Source organism: Rhizobium sp. A22-96, from assembly GCF_053521805.1.
Genome location: NZ_JBNWDQ010000004.1, coordinates 643,111 through 663,406, shown reverse-complemented (window position 1 = coordinate 663,406; position 20,296 = coordinate 643,111). Strand labels below are relative to the sequence as shown.

Annotated in this window: 20 protein-coding genes; 4 read left to right on the top strand and 16 right to left on the bottom strand. The window is 59.7% G+C overall.

Annotated features, from left to right (window positions below; translation table 11 throughout):
- Positions 1 to 436: 436 nt before the first annotated feature.
- Positions 437 to 2,377, top strand: coding sequence for a M23 family metallopeptidase (locus ACQZ6F_RS21470; protein ID WP_077471711.1), 1,941 nt, complete (start codon positions 437 to 439; stop codon positions 2,375 to 2,377).
- Positions 2,378 to 2,412: 35 nt separating this feature from the next.
- On the opposite strand, the gene ACQZ6F_RS21465 is transcribed toward ACQZ6F_RS21470, so the two are convergent.
- The 9 genes from ACQZ6F_RS21465 to ACQZ6F_RS21425 form a co-directional block, all read right to left on the bottom strand.
- On the bottom strand, positions 2,413 to 2,925 hold the full coding sequence (locus tag ACQZ6F_RS21465; protein ID WP_449093713.1) for an AAA family ATPase: 513 nt from the start codon (positions 2,923 to 2,925) through the stop codon (positions 2,413 to 2,415).
- A 136-nt stretch (positions 2,926 to 3,061) separates the two neighbouring features.
- Positions 3,062 to 5,662, bottom strand: a complete 2,601-nt coding sequence (clpB, locus tag ACQZ6F_RS21460; RefSeq protein WP_449093714.1) for an ATP-dependent chaperone ClpB — start codon at positions 5,660 to 5,662, stop codon at positions 3,062 to 3,064.
- 246 nt (positions 5,663 to 5,908) lie between these two features.
- The gene (locus ACQZ6F_RS21455) at positions 5,909 to 6,286 is read right to left on the bottom strand and encodes an HIT family protein (RefSeq protein WP_449093715.1); all 378 of its coding nucleotides are present in this window, start codon (positions 6,284 to 6,286) and stop codon (positions 5,909 to 5,911) included.
- Positions 6,287 to 6,464: 178 nt separating this feature from the next.
- Positions 6,465 to 7,163: a DUF4167 domain-containing protein gene (locus tag ACQZ6F_RS21450; RefSeq protein WP_449093716.1), complete on the bottom strand. Its 699-nt coding sequence runs from the start codon at positions 7,161 to 7,163 to the stop codon at positions 6,465 to 6,467.
- A 349-nt stretch (positions 7,164 to 7,512) separates the two neighbouring features.
- Positions 7,513 to 8,388 carry a peptide chain release factor N(5)-glutamine methyltransferase gene (gene prmC, locus ACQZ6F_RS21445; protein ID WP_449093717.1) on the bottom strand — a complete coding sequence of 292 codons (876 nt, stop codon included), beginning with the start codon at positions 8,386 to 8,388 and terminating at the stop codon, positions 7,513 to 7,515.
- Positions 8,385 to 9,464, bottom strand: a complete 1,080-nt coding sequence (gene prfA, locus ACQZ6F_RS21440; RefSeq protein ID WP_449093718.1) for a peptide chain release factor 1 — start codon at positions 9,462 to 9,464, stop codon at positions 8,385 to 8,387. The genes prmC and prfA overlap by 4 nt, the downstream gene beginning before the upstream one ends.
- Before the next feature lie 90 nt (positions 9,465 to 9,554).
- Positions 9,555 to 11,822 (bottom strand): phosphoenolpyruvate--protein phosphotransferase, encoded by a 2,268-nt coding sequence (gene ptsP, locus ACQZ6F_RS21435; RefSeq protein WP_077471715.1) that lies wholly within the window; start codon positions 11,820 to 11,822, stop codon positions 9,555 to 9,557.
- A 100-nt stretch (positions 11,823 to 11,922) separates the two neighbouring features.
- Positions 11,923 to 13,197, bottom strand: a complete 1,275-nt coding sequence (locus ACQZ6F_RS21430) for an aspartate kinase (protein WP_068396552.1) — start codon at positions 13,195 to 13,197, stop codon at positions 11,923 to 11,925.
- A 171-nt stretch (positions 13,198 to 13,368) separates the two neighbouring features.
- Entirely contained in the window at positions 13,369 to 13,995 is a 627-nt protein-coding gene (locus tag ACQZ6F_RS21425; protein ID WP_077471809.1) for a hypothetical protein, read from the bottom strand.
- 261 nt (positions 13,996 to 14,256) lie between these two features.
- Here ACQZ6F_RS21425 and ubiG point away from each other — a divergent pair, with 261 nt between their 5' ends.
- On the top strand, positions 14,257 to 15,003 hold the full coding sequence (gene ubiG, locus ACQZ6F_RS21420; protein WP_449093719.1) for a bifunctional 2-polyprenyl-6-hydroxyphenol methylase/3-demethylubiquinol 3-O-methyltransferase UbiG: 747 nt from the start codon (positions 14,257 to 14,259) through the stop codon (positions 15,001 to 15,003).
- Positions 15,004 to 15,026: 23 nt separating this feature from the next.
- Here the strand turns inward: ubiG and ACQZ6F_RS21415 are convergent, their stop codons facing one another.
- Genes ACQZ6F_RS21415 through ACQZ6F_RS21395 form a run of 5 tightly spaced genes read right to left on the bottom strand, consistent with a single transcriptional unit; the run spans position 15,027 to position 17,984 of the window.
- Positions 15,027 to 15,614, bottom strand: coding sequence for a DUF3291 domain-containing protein (locus ACQZ6F_RS21415; protein ID WP_449093720.1), 588 nt, complete (start codon positions 15,612 to 15,614; stop codon positions 15,027 to 15,029).
- On the bottom strand, positions 15,614 to 16,042 hold the full coding sequence (locus ACQZ6F_RS21410) for a DUF1178 family protein (protein ID WP_077471718.1): 429 nt from the start codon (positions 16,040 to 16,042) through the stop codon (positions 15,614 to 15,616). Before ACQZ6F_RS21410 ends, ACQZ6F_RS21415 begins: the two co-directional genes overlap by 1 nt.
- Positions 16,039 to 16,896 carry a carbon-nitrogen hydrolase family protein gene (locus tag ACQZ6F_RS21405; protein ID WP_449093721.1) on the bottom strand — a complete coding sequence of 286 codons (858 nt, stop codon included), beginning with the start codon at positions 16,894 to 16,896 and terminating at the stop codon, positions 16,039 to 16,041. The genes ACQZ6F_RS21410 and ACQZ6F_RS21405 overlap by 4 nt, the downstream gene beginning before the upstream one ends.
- A gap of 24 nt (positions 16,897 to 16,920) precedes the next feature.
- Positions 16,921 to 17,178: a glutaredoxin 3 gene (grxC, locus tag ACQZ6F_RS21400; protein ID WP_449093722.1), complete on the bottom strand. Its 258-nt coding sequence runs from the start codon at positions 17,176 to 17,178 to the stop codon at positions 16,921 to 16,923.
- A 29-nt stretch (positions 17,179 to 17,207) separates the two neighbouring features.
- A complete protein-coding gene (locus ACQZ6F_RS21395) occupies positions 17,208 to 17,984 on the bottom strand; it encodes a ComF family protein (protein ID WP_449093723.1) in 777 nt (258 codons plus the stop codon).
- Positions 17,985 to 18,078: 94 nt separating this feature from the next.
- Between ACQZ6F_RS21395 and ACQZ6F_RS21390 the strand changes: the two genes are divergently transcribed.
- On the top strand, positions 18,079 to 18,963 hold the full coding sequence (locus ACQZ6F_RS21390; RefSeq protein ID WP_449093724.1) for a class I SAM-dependent methyltransferase: 885 nt from the start codon (positions 18,079 to 18,081) through the stop codon (positions 18,961 to 18,963).
- Positions 18,964 to 18,998: 35 nt separating this feature from the next.
- Here ACQZ6F_RS21390 and ACQZ6F_RS21385 read toward each other — a convergent pair whose 3' ends face one another.
- Both ACQZ6F_RS21385 and ACQZ6F_RS21380 read right to left on the bottom strand, forming a co-directional pair.
- Positions 18,999 to 19,181: a Flp family type IVb pilin gene (locus ACQZ6F_RS21385; protein ID WP_077471723.1), complete on the bottom strand. Its 183-nt coding sequence runs from the start codon at positions 19,179 to 19,181 to the stop codon at positions 18,999 to 19,001.
- Positions 19,182 to 19,261: 80 nt separating this feature from the next.
- On the bottom strand, positions 19,262 to 19,579 hold the full coding sequence (locus ACQZ6F_RS21380; protein WP_034481918.1) for a hypothetical protein: 318 nt from the start codon (positions 19,577 to 19,579) through the stop codon (positions 19,262 to 19,264).
- 439 nt (positions 19,580 to 20,018) lie between these two features.
- On the opposite strand from ACQZ6F_RS21380, the gene ACQZ6F_RS21375 reads away from it, so the two are divergent.
- The gene (locus tag ACQZ6F_RS21375; protein ID WP_449093725.1) at positions 20,019 to 20,294 is read left to right on the top strand and encodes a hypothetical protein; all 276 of its coding nucleotides are present in this window, start codon (positions 20,019 to 20,021) and stop codon (positions 20,292 to 20,294) included.
- The last annotated feature ends 2 nt before the right edge of the window (positions 20,295 to 20,296 follow it).

The following is a 20,296-nucleotide window of genomic DNA, read 5'->3' as shown; positions in this document are numbered from 1 at the left end:
ATCCAGGAAACACTAGAGCGAAGGACTTCGTCGCCAGCAGCGCCGCCGCCCTCGTTCAGTGATCGGGCTTATAGACCCTACCTCCGAACCAAGTCAACAGGCCCATTTTGAAAAAAATCAAAAAACATATAACTGATTGATTCTCATGATGAAATTATGAACACTCTTCATATCTGTGGGAGCGATAGGCCAGAACGGCATTATATAGCGCCTGCCGCGGCCCCGGGTTGACCCGAATGGCCGCGCCTGAAGGTGAAAAGATGTGCTGTTAGCGGCCAAACCCCACAAACCACGCGTCCCGCGGCTACAGATTTCATGGGAAACAGGCCTGCGGAGGGCCTGAAGCCGACCGCTTCATTTGACACCCTTGTCATAAATATGCACATCTTCGCCCCCAGCCTGCGGCTCGCATATAAGGAAGCGGATCTCGATTGGCATGATAACGGACAAAATGATGCTCCGATCGCTCGGCAACGAGCCGCCAATCCTGGCCGACGGCAGGCGAGCTCCGGACCGGCGCGAGGTTTCCTTGCGATGGCTTTCCGGTACGTTCCTCACCGGCCTTACCTCAAGCATATTGATGGGCGTCGCCCTGTTTGCGGCACTTGACGGGCGGCAGCAGCTCGCCATTCCAGCCGAAGCCTATGCGACAACGGACAGCCACGACGCCTCCGACGACCAAGTGACGCGCGGCGGCCGGCTGATCTCCACGGCGATTGCTTCCAAACCATCCGACCGCAACATTCTCGAAGTATCGACCGTGGTGCGGGACGGCGACAAGGAAGTGGTGCGCCGCCAGCCCTTCGCCCATGTGAAGATCGCGCTCGCCACCAACCGCGTCGCCGGCGAAAGCTATCCGCCCTTCGATCCGCTGGCGATCTTTTCCGCAGACGAGAACATACCGCCGCCCGCCAACCGGACCGGGGCGATCTATGGCTCCGATGTGGAATCCGAAGTCAGCCTCAAGACCATATCCTTTCCGAGCAAGGACATCCCCTTCCCGCTCGCCGGTTCCATGTCGCTGGACGAAGTCGAGGAGAATGTGCGCTCCAACGGCTCGATCCTCGCCGACAGCAACACCCAGCTTTCAGCGCTTTACTATGTCGACCCGCGCCGCTTCGCCAATGATGACGCCGATGTCGATCTGACGGCGGGCCTTGCCGCTCGAATCGTCGAGGAGAATATGTCGGTCTCCGCCTCCGAAGCCGTGACCGCGCAGACGGAAGAATTCGCCGACGATATCATTCCCATTCGGGAAAACATGCCGATCGCCACGGCACTCACCAATGCCGGCTATCTCAAGGCCGATGCAGACGACATCACCTCAAAGATTCAGCCTGTCTTCGGCTCATCCGATGTTTCCACGGGCGATGTGCTTCGCATCGGCATCCTGCAGAAGGGCGAGCAGGCCAAGATCATCCGTGCCAGCATCTATCGTGGCACCAAGCACCTGCTGACCATCGCGCAGAACGACCATGGTGATTTCATCGCCGGCAGCGCGCCGCCGATGCTCGATGCCATCGCCACCGCCTTCGACAATGATGCTCCCGTCGTTGCCGCCGGCCGCGATCTGCCCAGCGTCTATGACGGCATCTATCGCGCGGCGCTCTCCTACGGCATGAGCAAGGAAATGGTGGCGCAGATCGTCAAGCTGCTCGCCAGCAACGTCGATTTCCAGGCGCAGCTGAAACCGACGGATTCGCTGGAGGCCTTCTTCTCGGTAGCCGACGACAAGGGTCAGGCGACGGCCGATTCCGAGCTGCTTTACGTCAACGCCAAGTTCGGCGACACGGTCACCCGTTTCTATCGCTTTGAAGACCCGACTGATCATTCGATCGATTATTTCGATGAGGCCGGCAAGAGCATCCGCCAGTTCCTGCTGCGCAACCCCGTTCCGACAGGCATTTTCAAATCGGGCTTCGGCATGCGCCGCCACCCGATCCTCGGCTTTGCCCGCATGCATACCGGCGTCGACTGGGCCGCGCCACGCGGCACGCCGATCATTTCGGCCGGCAATGGTATCGTCGAAAAGGCTGGCTGGGATTCCGGCGGTTTCGGCAACCAGACGCTGATCCGCCATGCAAATGGCTATGTCTCCTCCTACAATCACCAGAGCGCCATCGCCAAGGGCGTCGTCCCCGGCGCAAAGGTGGTTCAGGGGCAGGTCATCGGCTTCATCGGCTCGACGGGTCTCGCAACCGGACCGCATCTGCACTACGAGCTGATCGTCAACGGCACCAAGGTCGATCCGCTACGCATCCGCCTCCCCGGCGGCAAATCGCTCGAGGGCGACGCGCTTGCCAAGTTCCAGGATGAGCGCAAGCGCATCGATACCTTGCTGAGCGACGAAAAGTCGAAACAGGTCGCAAGCAAGTAGCGATCGAGATCGAGCGGATCCCGACTATCAGGCCGCTATCTAGGCCCGGTAGCTCTCAGCCGATCGACCAGTTCGGTGACGATATCATCTACGGCCTTCAAGGCCGTATCGACGACGACCGGTCCCGGACCCCAATTGTCGTAGCTTAGGGTGACGACCTCGTCCCATGTCGGGTTCACATGACCTTCGATGTCGGTCTGGCGCGTTTCCACGCGCCGGCGGTGCTCCACTTTGTCGGAACAGATGACCTCCACTTCGATTGCGGATACGGCCGCACGCCGTGCAACCTGCCTCCAGGCCTCGCGCGTTATCGAAATCGGATTGACGGAATCGGCAATAACAGTGTTTCCCAGTTTGAGATTGTCTCCGGCAATCCCATAGGCAACCATGTAACCGGCAGGCCCGACCTCGTCTCTCAACATGCCGGAATTCCGCAGCGCCTGCTCGATCGTGTCGAGCCGGACATAAGTAGCTCCCAGCCTTTTGGCCAGTGCCCGTGCAATCGTGGTTTTGCCGCTGCCCGGCAGGCCGCCAAAGATGACAAGCATGTTTCCCTCGATCCTCTGAACCCGTGCAAGCGTCACAGACCCGGCGCTGCTCGGCAAGATATTTTCCGAGCGAGCCTCCGAAAGCAAAATGGCGACCCGAAGGCCGCCATCCGCTGATATCACAACATTACCAGCCTTAGGCCGCTTCGTTTACGGCCTGACGCGGGCGGAACAGCAGCCTGTCCGATCCGCTGGTGACCTTGACCAGTGAACCATCCGGAACCTGCCCGGAAAGGATCTGTTCGGCGAGCGGATCCTGAACATATTTCTGGATCACCCGCTTCAGCGGTCTCGCACCATAGACGGGATCATAACCCTTGTTGGCAAGCCAGTTGCGGGCATCCTCGTCGAGTTCGAGCTTGATCTTGCGCTCCGACAGCAGCTTCAGCAGCCGCTCCAGCTGGATATCGACGATCGCGCCCATCTCATCGCGCTTCAGGCGATGGAACAGGATAATCTCGTCGATACGGTTCAGGAATTCCGGCCGGAAATGCGACCGGACGACATCCATCACCTGCTCGCGCACCACATCGCTATCATCGCCGTCCTTCAGCTGGGTCAGATATTCCGCGCCCAGATTCGACGTCATGATGATCATCGTGTTGCGGAAGTCGACCGTACGGCCCTGACCATCCGTCAGGCGCCCGTCGTCCAGAACCTGGAGCAGGACGTTGAAGACATCGGGATGCGCCTTCTCGATCTCATCGAACAGCACGACCTGATAGGGCCTGCGGCGAACGGCTTCCGTGAGCGCGCCGCCCTCTTCATAGCCGACATAGCCGGGAGGAGCACCGATCAGCCGGGCCACGGAATGCTTCTCCATGTATTCGGACATATCGATGCGCACCATGGCCGTGTCGTCGTCAAAGAGGAAGCGGGCAAGCGCCTTGGTCAGCTCCGTCTTACCGACGCCGGTCGGGCCGAGGAAGATGAACGAGCCGATCGGCCTGTTCGGATCCTGAAGCCCGGCGCGCGAACGGCGAACGGCGCGCGAGACCGCCTGAACGGCATCGCCCTGGCCGACGACCCACTTTGCCAGTTCGTCTTCCATCCGCAGCAGCTTGTCGCGTTCGCCTTCCAGCATCTTGTCGACCGGAATCCCGGTCCAGCGCGAGACGATCTGGGCGATGTTGTCGGCGGTGACCACTTCCTGCACCATGGAATCGCGGGCATTATCCTGCTCTTCCGCGGCGTGGAGTTCTGTCTCCAGCTTCGGGATCACGCCATAGGCAAGTTCGCCGGCGCGCTGGAATTCACCCTTGCGCTGGGAGATCGCCAATTCGTTGCGAGCGTCATCAAGCTGCTTTTTCAAATCGGCGGCCAGACCCAACTTCTGCTTTTCAGCTTGCCAGCGCGCGGTCAGCGCATCGGCCTCCTCTTCGAGAGAGGTAAGCTCTGTCTCCAACCGGACCAGCCGGTCAGCCGAGGCCTGGTCGGTTTCCTTCTTCAGCGCCTCGCGCTCGATCTTCAGCTGGATGATGCGGCGATCGAGTTCGTCGAGTTCTTCCGGCTTTGAATCCACCTGCATACGCAGACGGGCCGCGGCTTCGTCCATCAGGTCGATGGCCTTGTCCGGCAGGAAGCGATCGGTGATGTAGCGGTTCGACAAGGTTGCGGCGGCGACCAGGGCGGCATCAGCGATGCGGACCTTGTGGTGCTGCTCGTATTTTTCCTTCAGGCCACGCAGGATAGAAATCGTATCCTCGACTGTCGGCTCTTCGACCATGACGGGCTGGAAACGGCGTGCAAGGGCCGGATCCTTCTCGACATGCTTGCGATATTCATCGAGCGTGGTCGCGCCGACGCAATGCAGCTCGCCGCGGGCGAGCGCCGGCTTCAGCAGATTGGACGCATCCATGGCGCCATCGGCCTTGCCCGCGCCGACTAGCGTGTGCATTTCGTCGATGAACAGGATGATCTCGCCATTTTCCGCCTGGACTTCGTTGAGCACGGCCTTCAGCCGCTCTTCGAACTCGCCGCGGAATTTCGCGCCGGCAATCAGAGCGCCCAGGTCGAGCGCCATCAGCTTCTTGTCCTTCAGCGATTCCGGAACGTCACCATTGACGATACGCAAGGCCAGGCCTTCGACGATCGCCGTCTTGCCGACGCCGGGCTCGCCGATCAGCACGGGATTGTTCTTCGTGCGGCGGGAAAGGACCTGAATGGTGCGGCGGATTTCGTCATCGCGGCCAATGACCGGGTCGAGCTTGCCTTCGCGAGCCTCGGCGGTGAGGTCGCGGGCATATTTCTTCAGGGAATCGAACCCCTGCTCCGCATTGGCGGAATCAGCGGTGCGACCCTTGCGGATATCATTGATGACCTGATTGAGCCCGACGGGGGTAACGCCGGCCTTCTTCAGCGTCGCTGATGTCGAGGCGGACGATTCCATCGCCAGCGCCTGCAAAAGACGCTCGACAGTCACAAAGCTGTCGCCGGCCTTCTTCGCGGCCTCTTCGGCCGTGGCGAATACCTTGGCGAGCGGCTGTGCAAGATAGACCTGCCCATCACCACCGGAAACCTTCGGCAGTTTGGCCAGTGCGGCGTCATTGGCAAGACGGGCAGCCTTGGCGTCGCCGCCGGCACGTTCGATCAACGATGCAGCCATGCCCTGGTCGTCGTCCAGCAGCACTTTCAGAACATGTTCAGGCGTGAATTGCTGATTACCCTGCGCAAGCGCATAGGTTTGGGCGGATTGCAGGAAACCGCGCACCCGCTCGGAGTATTTTTCAATATTCATAATGGACCTCCATGGATCAACCTGCCCTGAGCGGCGCAGATCGATGATTGAGATTGGGCCCCCTCAAGAGGCAGACCCCGCTCTGTCGCCGTTGAGATTTGCGGCAAAGCAACTGAGCAGAATATGGGAGGGTTATCGCCGAGTTTAAAGGGCGGAAAAAGCAGAAAAAGCAGAACGTTTTGTCGAAAAATCCCAACCCCGGCGATCGAAAATACACATAGATGGTAATGCCAGGAAAGAGGTATGTCATCCGCGAATGACAGCACGGATTCCCCGACCCGCGTTGCGTTCATTGGCAAAACGGGCGATCACGTGCAGATGAACGTGAAATACGTGCTGTCCGCCAACGGCACCGACATTCCAGCCGAGAGTGAAGCCATCCGGGTTGGAAGACGCCAGATAAGCTTTGGCCATCGTCAACATTTCCGCCATATCAATCCATTCGTGGGAGTGAATCTCGAAAGGGCTTTCCGCATGCCGGCGCAAGATGACCATGACGGCGTGCGGCATCTCCGGATCGACGCTGCCAAGCATGTAGAAGGAACGGTTCTCACCCAGTAGTTTATCGATAAGCAATTCGTTTTCGAGACAAAAACGACAACCGGCTTCATCATTCAAAAGCATCGAACAATCTCACTCACCATATCTGCACATATGGATTCCGCTTCGCAAACGAATGATGACAGTCCTAGCAGTTTCCTCTCATCCCAAAACTGGCATGGCAAAAAACAAAAACGGCAGTGCGTTGAGCACTGCCGTTTTTATTTGAATATTCGATCGTTCCCTCACGAGAGAGAGCGCATTATTCCGAAGCAGCGTCCGCCAAAGCCGGAGCTTCGCCCGACCCAGCTTCGCCCTCGCCTTCCGCATCAGCGCTGCGGCGTGGCTGGCGACGCGGGCGGCTGCCGCCGGCGTTACGGCGGCGCGGCTGACGCTCCGTCGCTGCGACGGCAGGGGTCTCTTCCTCGATCGCAACTTCGGCCGGAATGCCTTCGATCACCGGCTGCGGGCCGGTGCCATCGATGACTTCCGGTTCGGCAGCGGGAGCTGCGGCAACAACCGGAGCAGGCCTCTGATGGCGCACCTGGGGTGGAGCCAGCTGCGGCTGGTCGTCCATCTCCTGCGCATCCATATCGTCGCCGTCACGGTCGCCGCCGTCGCGCTCATTGTAATTGTGCTGATCGTCGCGCTGGAAGCGTTCCTGCATCTGAGCCTGGGCGCTGGCAATGATGCGATAGTAGTGCTCGGCGTGCTGAAGATAGTTTTCAGCCATGACCCGATCGCCGGAACTTTGAGCGTCACGCGCCAGAGTCGCGTATTTTTCGGCGATATGCTGTGCCGTTCCGCGAATTTTCACATCGGGACCGGAGCTGTCGTAAGTCCTGGTCAGCGGGTTAGAGCCTTTGCGGTTGAAATTGTTATTGTTGTTATTTCCACCACCACCGCCGCCGTTGTTGTTACCACGCCCCCGACCGCGCTTATTCTGCTGTCCTGGCCTCATAGATCCTTCACCTGAATTCTCTTCGTTGGGATAAAATTCATACACGACACCTGCCGCCGAGGTTCGGACCCTTCCGAACCAAGGCCTGCGTGCCGCAAGCAAACTGCGCTTTAAGCGCCGGTCTGCCGCTCGACTACGTCAGATTAACTGATCACGCATTGGGTTATCTTCAACCTTTGACACTCTTACCAAAGAGCGGATCCCCGAGCCTGTCCAAGACAGGCGAATCGTCTCGCCTATTCCCAGCCGCCCAACGCGTGAGCGCAACCTATATCGCTTCCTCAGGAAATCCAAGCTTTTTCTTCGCGATAACAATAGAGATCCCACAAATCCGCAGCAAAATGTCGCGTTAATGATGCAATCTAAACACAAGCACCCGGTCGTTCTGGCCGTAGTCACGAACCGCTTCGACAAGGAGAAATTCTGCTCCTTCAAAGACAGAAGTCACCGTTTCACGCTGATCATAACCGATCTCCACTCCCACCATGCCATTCGGGTGTAGAAACCGCGCCGCATCCTTTGCGATCGCTCTATATGCATCCAGCCCATCAAGGCCCCCGTCAAGGGCCGCGGGAGGATCGAAATCCTTTACTTCTGGAGCGAGAGTGGAAATGACACTGGAGGCAATATAGGGCGGATTTGAGACAATCACATGAAATCGTTCGTGGATGGCATCAAACCAGCTTCCTTGCACGGTATCGAACCGTGCCGCCAGGCCATTTCGCTCCGCATTGCCGCGTGCGGTCTCCAGCGCCTCGCCGGATATGTCGGAACCAACGCCCGTCGCTTGTGGACATTCATGAAGCAGAGCCAGACAAATGGCCCCGGTTCCCGTTCCCAGATCAAGTAAGTGGACATTCCCGAGCTCGGATTCAAGGCGCCGCACGTGCGGAAGCATCGTATCGACCAGTATTTCCGTGTCGGGCCGAGGCTCCAGCGTTGCCGGCGATAGCCGCAAGGGCAAGCCATAGAATTCGCGTTCGCCAAGAATACGGTGGACCGGCTCATGGTTGAGACGGCGATCGATCGCCGCCCGCGCCGTGCCGACATCATCGGGCGATACCGCTTCCGAACCCCGCGTCACAAGCTCGGTGGAAGAGAGATGGAGGAGCCCGCCGACAAGGATACGTGCCTCGGTGGCGGGGTCATCAAGATCGGCGTCGGCAAAACGGGCACGCACCTCTTGGAGGAGCCCGGCTACGGTCGACCCCTGCCCGCTGCTCATGCCTGTTCGCCAAGCTGGGCGAGCTGGCTCGCTTGGTAATCCGCCAGAAGCGCATCGACCACCTCGTCGATCTCGCCGATCATCATCCGGTCGAGCTTGTAGAGCGTCAGGTTGATGCGATGATCGGTGACACGTCCCTGCGGGAAATTATAGGTACGGATACGCTCGGACCGGTCGCCGGAGCCGACCTGGCTCTTGCGGTCGGCCGAGCGTTCATTGTCCGCGCGCTGGCGCTCCATGTCGAACAAACGCGAGCGCAGCACCTGCATCGCCTTGGCGCGGTTCTGGTGCTGTGACTTCTCCGAACTCGTCACCACGATCCCCGAAGGAATATGGGTAATGCGCACAGCCGAGTCCGTGGTGTTGACGTGCTGGCCGCCGGCGCCCGAAGACCGCATGGTGTCGATACGGATATCCTCGGCCCGAATCTCGATATCGATCTCCTCGGCCTCCGGCAGTACGGCAACGGTTGCCGCCGAGGTATGGATGCGGCCGCCCGCTTCGGTTTCCGGTACGCGCTGCACGCGGTGCACGCCAGATTCGAACTTCAAACGCGAGAACACGCCCTTGCCGGTGATCGTGGCGATAATTTCCTTGTAGCCGCCAGCTTCACCATCGCTTGAGGACAGGATCTCGACCTTCCAGCCGTTATTGGCAGCGAAGCGCTCATACATGCGGAAGAGGTCGCCACCAAAAAGCGCTGCTTCCGAGCCGCCCGTGCCGGCGCGGATTTCAAGGATGGCGCTCTTCTCGTCGGCGGCATCCTTCGGCAGCAGCAGAACCTGGATTTCCTTCTCGAGGACTTCGATCCGCTCCTTGACCTCAGGCAACTCCATTTCGGCGAGATCGCGCATCTCGCGATCGACGGACTTGTCGGCGAGCATGGTGTCGAGATCGGCCGCCTCGGCAAGGACGCGCTCATAGTCGCGGATCTTGGCGACGACCGGCTGCAATTCGGAATACTCGGAAGCAAGCTTCACATAGACATCCGCGGCAGGGCCAGCGGACATGCGCGCCTCGATCTCGCCGAAGCGGCGCTCCAGTTCGCGCATTTTTTCAACGGGAAGCTTGGCCACCCTTTACTCCAATTCTTCTTATTATCTCTGCTGTGACGTGATGCGCATGATCCTGCCCGGAAACCATTTATCGTTTTCGTGGATCACGCGCTAAAGCGGAATATTGTGGCTCTCGGCAAAGCGAACAAGGATATCACGCATCGAGGAGGTCGCGCGCGTGTCGTTCAACGCCTCCTCCATGACATCCGACAGGGCCTTGAGATCGAGCCCCAGAAGCATGGCCTTGACCGGGCCGATCGACGCCGGAGACATCGAAACCGAGCGGAAGCCGAGGCCGAGCAGCGCCATTGCCGAGATCGTCTTGCCGGCGAGTTCGCCGCAGAGCGTCACCGGCGTCTTGTTACGCTCACCGGCCCGCACGATATCCCGAAGGATGCGCAGGAACGGCCGCTCGAGCGGGTCGAAGCGATCCGACACGCGGGCATTGCCGCGATCGACAGCCATCGAGAACTGGAACAGGTCGTTCGAGCCGACCGAAACGAAATCGACCGCCGCCATCAGCTCGTCCAGCTGCCAGAGCAGCGCCGGTACTTCCAGCATGGCGCCGAATTGCAGCTTGCGCGGCAGACCATGGCCGAAGCGGGACAGATGCTGAACTTCCTTCTGCAACAGCTCGCGCACCGCCTTGATCTCGGAGACTTCCGTGACCATCGGCACCATCATCTTCAGCTCGCCATCGGCGGCCGCTTTCAGCATGGCCCTAAGCTGCGTGCGCAGCAGGCCCGGGCGATCCAGCGACAGGCGAATGGCACGCCAGCCCAGCGCCGGGTTCTCTTCCTCATGCGCGCGGAAATAGGAGACGACCTTGTCGCCGCCGATATCGAGCGTCCGGAAGGTGACGACGCGCCCGTCCGCCTGCTTCAGCACGTTGCGGTAGAACGCCTCCTGCTCATCCGCCTTCGGCATGGTCGAGGCGATCATGAACTGCAGCTCGGTGCGGAACAGGCCGATGCCTTCGGCGCCGGATTCGGCAAGCTGCGGCAAATCCACAAGCAGGCCGGCATTCATCTGCAACGAGATGCGCTGCCCGTCCTTGGTGACCGGCTCGACCGCGCGCAGTGCACGAAACTGCTCCTGCCGGCGGGCGCGGAACCGCACCTTTTCCTCGTAGGAACGCTGATGGTCGGCCATCGGCCGGAGATGCACATGGCCGCCATCGCCATCGATGATGACCGAATCGCCATTCTCGGCAAGGGCGACGATGCCGGTCGCCTGACCGATGACCGGAATGCCCATTGCACGCGCGACGATGACGACATGGCTCGTGACGGCGCCTTCCTCCAGCACCAGGCCGCGAATATTGGCGCGGGGATAGTCGAGCAGTTCGGCAGCGCCCATGGCACGCGCGAAGATGATCGCATCGTTCGGGAAGCCTTCGGCGGCCGTGCGGCCCGAATAGCCGATAAGCTGCCGCAGCAGCCGGTTCGCCAGATCCTCGAAATCGTGCATGCGCTCGCGAAGATATGGGTCGGTCAGGCGCATCATCCGCGCCTTGGTATCGCTCTGCACCTTTTCGACGGCCGCTTCTGCAGTCAGGCCGTTGCGGACAGCTTCTTCCAGCTTGCGCACCCAGCCCTGGTCATGCGCGAACATGCGGTAGGTTTCCAGCACCTCGCGATGCTCGCCCTCCATCGAGACGTCGCGGCGCGACAGCATGTCGTCGATCGAGATGCGCAGCGAGCCGAGCGCCTCGGCCAGGCGGCCGATTTCCTTGTCGGTGTCTTCGTTCAGCAGATTGGTGACGACGATGCGTGGCTCATGCAGCACGACATAACCGAGCCCGATGCCTTCATTGTAGCTGTCGCCGTCGATGGTGACCGAGCGGGTGAGATCGAGTTCCAGGCCGGGCTTGGTGATCTTCTTCAGCTCGCCGGTGGCGATCATTTCGGCCAGCACCATAGCCGTCGTCTCAAGCGCTTCGAGCTCTTCCTCGCGGTAGGTCCGGCTCGCCTTGTTCTGCACGACGAGAACCCCGAGCGAACGGCCCGTGCGCAGGATCGGCACGCCGAGGAAGGAATGGTAGATCTCTTCGCCGGTTTCCGGCAGGTAGCGGAAGGCGGGATGCGATTGCGCGTCGGAGAGGTTGAGCGGCTGGGCGGAGGCGGCGATCGTGCCGACCAGGCCCTGTCCCATCTTCAATTGCGAAAGGTGGACGGCTTCCTTGTTGAGGCCCTCGGTCGCGTAAAGTTCGAGGACGCCGTCTGCGCGCAGCACGTAAACGGAGCACACTTCGGCGACCATGTTGCTGGCAATCTGGCGGACGATCCGGTCAAGACGCTCCTGCGGCTCCAGCGGCTCCGCCATCAATTCGCGCAGCCGCTTGAGCAGAACGCGTGGACCGCCGGATAGGTCTCTCATTGCGTCTCTAGCTCCCGAATCAAGATATCACGCCATTCTTGCCCACGTCAGGGCCGGCCGAAACTCGCCTCCGTTACGGTCCGTCGTCAGCAGTCCTGAATCAACTCTTATCCAGACCGTAGCAGGAATGCAAAGTCCTGACTGCGAGTTCTGCATAAGGACCGTCGATCAGGATGGAAATCTTGATTTCTGACGTCGTAATAGCCTTGATGTTGATACCTTTTTCGGCAAGTGCCCGGAAAGCGGTCGCGGCCACGCCGGCATGCGAACGCATGCCGATGCCGATGACCGAAACCTTGACGAGACCTGATTCGTTTTGAATCACGTCGTAGCCGATCTTTTCCTTGTTCTCGCCCAGCACGCGCAGTGCTTTGTCGACATCGCCCGAAGGAACCGTGAAGGTCATGTCGGTCTTGGAGCCGTCCTCGGAAATATTCTGGACGATCATGTCGACGTTGATGTGGTTTTCAGCCAGCGGTCCGAAGATCGCGGCAGAAACGCCCGGCCGGTCGGCAAGACGACGCAGCGAGATCTGGGCCTCATCCTTGGCATAGGCGATGCCGGTGACTACTTCCTGTTCCACGATTTCTTCCTCGTCACAAATCAGCGTTCCGGGCGGGTTGAGCAGATCGCCCATGCCCGGAGCATCGGGATCTTCGAAAGAGGAGCGCACGAAGGTGCGAACCTTAAAGACCATGGCCAGCTCGACCGAGCGCACCTGCAGTACCTTGGCGCCGAGAGACGCCATTTCGAGCATTTCCTCGAAGGCGATCTTCTTCAGGCGGCGGGCCTTCGGCTCGATGCGCGGATCGGTCGTGTAGACGCCATCAACGTCGGTATAGATGTCGCAACGGTCAGCCTTGACGGCAGCGGCGATGGCCACTGCAGATGTATCGGAACCACCACGGCCGAGCGTGGAGATGCGATTGTCGGGGCCAAGCCCCTGGAAACCGGCGACGACTGCCACCTGGCCCTCGCCCATGCGGCGGATCATCTCGCTGCCGTCGATTTCAAGAATGCGCGCCGCGCCATGGGCGTTGTCGGTGCGGATCGGGATCTGCCAGCCCTGCCAGGAGCGGGCGTTGATGCCCATCGCCTGCAGCGCGATCGCCAGCAGGCCTGAAGTCACCTGCTCACCGGAAGCAACGATCGCGTCATACTCGCGCGCGTCATAGATCGAATGATCGGCACCGGCGACTTTCGGCATGTTCTGGACCCAGCCGACCAGCTCGTTGGTCTTGCCGGACATGGCGGAAACGACGACCGCGACCTCGTGGCCGGCGTCGACTTCCCGTTTCACATGGCGTGCGACATTCTTGATACGGTCCAGATCCGCGACGGAAGTTCCGCCGAATTTCATCACGATGCGTGCCATGTGCCTCTACCAGTACCCAGCGCCGGGCGGCCGAAATGCGATAAGCCCGGCATGCGAAATCACCCTTCCGGTCCATTAGCCGGAAAAGCCCATATCAATGGGGGCGTCTCTTAGCGAGTTTGGCAGGCGGGTGCAATAGCTTGGCGCGGCCGACGCCATCAATAGTTTACTTTAAAACTCCACTTTTAGGCTCGACCACATCTTGTCGAGGATCGTCCCTTCCTTGGGGATGTTTTCCTTGTTGAGGAAGGTGGCAACGAGCACGCCGCCATCCGGCCGGCCGGCCGCCACGATCTCATAATCCATGACATCATTGTCCGTGGTGGTCTCCGCCTTGACGCCTTTCAGCAGAACGCCGCCAGGAAGCATCCGCTGCGCGGCCTCCTTCTTCAGCTTGGCGCCGCCGCTGATGCTTTCCTGAATCATCTGCTGCAAGACGAAATCGGTGATGCTGGAAGGATTGAGACCTTTGTATTCCTGGACGATGATCCCCGTGCCGATCGGTGTCATCAACGCATACTGCTCCACCCCGCCGCCAAGGTCCGTTTTCGCGACCGTGAACTTGCCGTCGTGATCGAAGGAAAACTTGCCGCCGCTGAACGTCACGGTTTCGCTGCGCTGCAGCTCCACTGAAACCTCGCGACCGTCCTTCATGGTGACATCGAGACTATCGCCGGGATTGATACCCACCTCAACGCCGTCGACCGTCAGACGAAATCCCTTTCCGTCTCCGGCATTCGCGTGACCGACTGTGAGACAGCCTATGGCAATCACAGTCGCAAGGCGAAATGGTCTCATGAAGAACTCCTCCGCAGGCCGGCGGATCAAACCAATCCCCGGTTTTGAAAGTCCATTTGAAAGCCAGGGCGATTGATCGGCCATGAGACGGTTCTTTGTCAACCTTCCTCCAATATCCGCCGATGCCGCCCAGATGACATGGGGACGCAGCAACGGGCGCAGCCCTTGACATCAGCCTCCGATCGTCCGACTTCACATCTAATGGAATTATGCCGCGCGACGATGCGCGCGGATTGCACGGTGCAGACCAAGGAGTGAACCATGACCGAAACGGCGAAAAGCACGATCGACCAGAGCGAAGTCGACCGTTTCTCCGCCATGGCGGCTGAATGGTGGAGCCCGACGGGCAAGTTCAAGCCGCTGCACAAGTTCAACCCGGTGCGCCTTGCCTATATCCGTGATCATGCCAGCGAAAACTTCGGCCGCGACCCGAAAAGCAGCCGGCCGCTGGAAGGCCTGCGCGTGCTCGATATCGGCTGCGGCGGCGGCTTGCTCTCCGAGCCGATGGCGCGCATGGGCGCCTCTGTCATCGGCGCCGATCCGTCCGAAAAGAATATCGGCATCGCCTCGACGCATGCCAAGGCGTCAGGCGTTCCCGTCGATTATCGCGCGGTCACCGCCGAGCAACTGGCCCAAGCCGGCGAAACCTTCGATATCGTGCTGAATATGGAAGTGGTCGAGCATGTCGCCGATGTCGAGTTCTTCATGTCCACATGCGCGAAGATGGTGCGGCCGGGCGGCCTCATGTTCGTCGCTACCATCAACCGCACGATGAAGGCGGCGGCGCTGGCCATCTTTGCCGCTGAAAATGTCTTGCGCTGGCTGCCGCGCGGCACGCATCAATATGAAAAGCTCGTTCGTCCGGAAGAGATCGAGAAGCCGCTTGCCGCCGACGGGATGGAGATCATCGCCCGGACCGGCGTGTTCTATTCGCCGCTGCAGGACCGTTGGAACCTGTCGAAAGATATGGACGTGAACTACATGCTGCTGGCGAAAAGGGCTGTCTGAAGCCGCAAGCGGTCCATTCTGGCCTAGATTTTCAAAGTCAGCACATGCGCCAACAGATCGCCCTGACCTGCAGCATTGAGCGCTGCGATTTCCTTCACCCGGCCACGGCCGATCTCCGCAGGATTGCCGTCGGGGCAATAGGGATGCTTGAACGAGAAGGCAGCGGCGCTTGGCCCATTGTCGTGAAGATATTCCAGCCGTTCGACGCCGTCTTTCCATTCCGGAACAACACCGGCATCCACCCACCAGAGAACCAGCGGCGGCCAGCTTTGCCTGACATTCCAGTGCCGCGCATGTTTCAACGCATCGGCATGCACGCCGCTATAGCTGAACGCCATCAGCGACTCGATATCGACCCAGAGTGACAGTGATGATGGCGCGGTCGCAAAGCCGCTGCCTTCGATGAAACGCGGAAAGACCTGTTCGCCCCAACAGGGAGTACCCGGCTCGCCCGTATAGCCGGAGCGGCCGATAAAGCCACGGGCACGAGACGCAGCCTCGAAATTCGCCGCTTCCCGCAGGCGAAATCCTTCGACCGCAGCGCTTTCATAGGCTGCGACATGCAGCCCGAAATTATACATGGCCAGATGTTTGCCGACGCCTGCCGGCATCAGTTGATATCGTCTGGTAAAACGGGAATGGCGGCGATTTCGATGCCTTCGTCGACAAGGGCCTGAGCCTCGTCCGGCGTGGCCTTGCCGATGATCCCGCGCGCATCCGCCTCGCCATAATGGATCTTGCGAGCCTCTTCCGGAAACTTCGCGCCGACATCCTCGGCATTGGCCTTGATCGCCTCGACCGCTTCCTTGAGCTTGACCATCACGTCCTTGCGGGCGGCATCCATGGCGAGCGTCTGCATCTCGTCCTTCTTGCGCGCAGTCGACACCGATGGCGCCATCAGCAGCTTCGAAATCGCCGAGGAATTGCAGACAGGACAGGTCAGAAAGCCGCTTTCGATCTGACGGTCGAAATCGGCACTTTCCGAAAACCAGCCCTCGAACTCATGGGCATTGTCACAGCTAAGAGAATAACGGATCAAGCAGCGACGCCTCCAGCCGCCGGCGTCGCGATCTTTTCCAGCGAAAATTCGCGCGCATTCTTCAGGTTTGGAATCTTGTCATGGGCAGATTTCACCGCCGCGACATCGATCTCGGCGACAATAACCGCTTCGCCCGTGCCGCCGGCCGACGCCAGCACCTTGCCCCAGGGATCGATGATCATCGAGTGACCGAAGGTCTCGCGGCCGTCTTCATGCTTGCCGGCTTGAGCCGCGGCGATGACGAACATGCCGTTTTCGATGGCGCGGGCGCGCAGCAGGATTTCCCAATGCGCCTCGCCGGTCTGCCGGGTAAAGGCGGCAGGCACCGTCATCACCTCGACGCCGGCAACGGCCTGGGCGCGGAAGAGCTGCGGAAAGCGCACGTCATAACAGATTGAAAAGCCAAGTTCGGCAAAGGGCAGCGAGGCGATGCGCGCTTCCGATCCCGGCCGGTAGACGGCACTCTCGCGCCAGCTCTCGCCATTGTCGAGATCGACGTCGAACATGTGGATCTTGTCGTAACGGTTGATGAGCTTGCCGTCAGGACCAAAGAGGAAGCCGCGATTGGCAATCTTGCCGTCGTCGAGCGCGATAGCCGTCGAGCCGATATGCAGGTGGATGCCAAGCTCCTTGGCCAGCTCGGATGCCGTCTTGACGATGATATCATTCGGCTCGTCGCGCAACACGGCGCGCAGGCCCGGGCGATCCTTCTGCACGGCGCCAGTCATCTCCGGCGTCTGCACATAGACAGCGCCCTGCGAGGCGGCATCACGGACCAGACGCGCCATGTCGGCCGCGTTCTTCACCGGATCGACACCGGAACACATCTGAATGGCGGCGGCTTTGAAACTCATCGTCGTTTCCCTTGCGAAAGCGGTTCAGGCGGCCAGCATCGGATCGAGCTTGCCGGCCCGTTCAAGCGCATGGAGATCATCGCAACCGCCGACATGCTCGCCATTGATGAATATCTGCGGGAAGGTCGAGCGGCCGTTCGACTTCGAGATCATTTCCTGGCGCATGTCGGGCGAATAGGTGGCGTTGTGCTCGACATAGTCGACGCCCTTGGAATCGAGCAACGACTTGGCCCGAGAGCAGAAGCCGCAAAACTCACGCGTATAAATAACCACGGATGCCATGATTCACTCCGGAAAACTTAAATTTACTGTCATATAAGATGGCCGACGACCCTTGCAAAGGTCAAAACAGTCACATCCGCCGCACCGGCTTTCTTAAGAGCGCGGGTTGCCGCAGCCACCGTTGCGCCCGTGGTATAGACGTCGTCAACCAGCACGATACGCCGGCCGAACACATCGGCAGCCCGATGCTCGGAAAGAGCAAAAGCCCCACGCACATTGTCCTGCCGCGCCTTGGCGCCGAGACCGACCTGCTGGGTCGTGCGCTTGACACGCAGCAGCGTCGCGGCGAGCAGCGGTTTTCCGGAAAGGCGGGCGATATGGCGGGCAAGCTCGGCTGCCTGATTATACTTGCGCGTAAACAGCCGCGCCCGATGCAGCGGCACCGGAATGATGGCGTCGCAGGCAGCGACCGTCCCATCGCTGGCGCGCAGCATCCAGCCGGCCATCATCGGCGCGAGATCGGAACGATCGCGATATTTCAGACTGAGAACGAGATCGCGGACGATACCGTCATGGACGGCAGCGGAGCGCAACCGGTCGAAAACCGGGGGATCGGCGATCGCCTCGGCACTGAGGATGCCCGCGCCAAGATCATGCGAAAACGGGCTGCCGAGAACCTCGCAATAGGGCCGCTCGATGAAACGGATGCGGGACCAGCAGGCAGCGCAAAGACCGCGATGCGCCCCGACGGAAACCCCACAGCCGGGACAGGCCGGCGGGTAGACCAGATCGGCCAAAGCCAGCCAGGGCCGTGTGAGCCCGAACCGCAGCATCGACAACGTGATTTCACGCACCATCATCCCCATATGATTGACACTAGCTTTTTCCCGCAGGCTTTGCGAAGGAAAACGCCCGTACCCGCCACACCTCGCCTAACTGATGAGATTGCAGGAAACCGCCATGGAAACTGTGTTCGACCAATCGCTGCTCGCTGTCCGCAAGCGCCGGGCGCTGAGGCAGGGAGATACGAAGGCGGCGTTTCTTCTCGATATCGCGGCGCAAGAATTGGCCGAGCGACTTGGCGTCACGGAGCGGCATTTCGACGAGGCCGTGGAGCTTCATGGCGCAACCGGTATCGCAGCGCGGCTGGCATTGGCCACCGGCAAGATCGGCAATCTCCGCAGGATCGAAAACGAGACCGGTTTTGCCCAGCCAGACGAGACAATCATCGAGGCACCGCTGGAGGAGTTGCCGCTGGCGACGGACTCCGTCAATCTCGTCCTGTCGCCGCTCAGCCTGCATCTGACCAACGATACTCCAGGCGTTTTCATCCAGATCCGCCGGGCATTGAAGGCCGATGGCCTCTTCCTGGCAGCCATCCCCGGCCTGGGAACCCTGCAGGAATTGCGCGACGTGCTGCTGGCAACCGAGATCGAACTGACGGGCGGCGCCAGCCCGCGCGTGATCCCTTTCGCCGATGTTCGCGATGTCGGCAGCCTGCTGCAACGGGCCGGCTTCACCCTGCCTGTCATAGATGCGGAGACCTATACGGTACGGTACGACAATCTGTTCGCCTTGATGCGCGATCTGCGAGCCATGGGCATGACCAACCCGCTTGCCGATCGCAGCCGCAAGCCGCTGACGCGCGCCTTCTTCCTGCGCGCGGCCGAACTCTATGCCGAGCGCTATTCCGATGCGGATGGCAGGATCAGGGCGACGTTCTCGATCATCTATGTATCCGGCTGGACACCGCATGAGAGCCAGCAGAAGCCGCAGCGGCCGGGCTCGGCAAAGGCACGGCTCGCCGATGCCCTGAAGGTCGAGGAGCACAAACTCAAGCAATAATCAGTCGACTGAAGCGAATGCAGCTCGCAATCGCCTCAGTTCTGGTTGGCGGTGGAATTCTGAACCGTATTGGACAATAGGCTAAACGTATTCGCGAGGCTGCCGCCAAAGGCGCCGACACCGCTGATGATCGCTGCCGACATGAGGGCAGCAATCAGCCCATATTCGATGACCGTTGCACCGGTCTTGTCATTAAAAAAACGCCGTACGGAACGCATACGCTCAAAGCTCCAGCATTGGACATCAACATCTCGTGAATCCGATGCTGTCATGGCATCTGGCAGGCTATGCTTAAGCTTTATTGGCAGCCGCTATCCGCGCCGTACCCCTGAACGATGCAGACCGAACCCGGCTCATGCTGCAGCACGCTGCGGCGGATGGTATAACGCTTGCCGTTTTCAGTCTGCGGGATCGACCCGGTGGTAATATTGTCGAGATCGGGTGCACTTGCAAGCACGCGCGACTTGGATTTGTCGGAGAGCATTGGCGTCAGGATAAGCGAAAGCGCCACCGCCGCCGTACCGAACAGCAAAGCGATATTCAACGCGCCCGTCTTGCGCGACGTGGAATAGGACTGCTCTTTTTCCTGAACAGCTTTCCAGAAATCGTCGTCCATTATGTCAAGCCTTCTTTAACGCACCCAACAACCTGCTTGATTGAGAGCATTGAATGCCAGAAGGTCATAAACGATCCCTTAATATCCACATGCAAATTAATGAGACGTAAAATTCTGGGACACCGGCCGATTCGGGTTACAGGCCTGATATTAAATGGCTAATTTTCGTTAACCCTGTTTGCGATGTGCCGTCCCCGGACGCACTAAACGCTTGCTTCGAGAGCCCAAAAGAAATCCCACACATCATCGGACTTCAAACATCTCCGGCAGCAACACGTAAAAGAACAAGTAAATCTCGCAAACACCAATAAATTGAGATTGACCTACACATACCTTGATGCAACCTATGAAGGCAAATTGTTATCATAAGTTGCATAAAGGCTAATATATGGTGGTTCTGTTTAAAGCCGTCGGCGGCATCGTCATAGCCGTTGCGATCATGATCGGCATCTGGATGCTTTTCCTCGGAGGCATCGGCGGTTTGGTTCCGGGGCTGGTCGTCACCCTTATGTATGCATTTTGCGGTGCCGTGATTTTTACCTTCGGATTGATGCTCGAACATCTCGAGGCAATCCGCCGGGATTCAGCCAGACAATCCGAAATGTTGACGGAGTTGCTACGGAGAACACCGAAGACAGAGCCTTCCCATCGAGAGGCTATGGCGAACAATCTCGATCAGCTCGTGAAATCGAACTTCCGCTTCAAGGAAATTTGAGC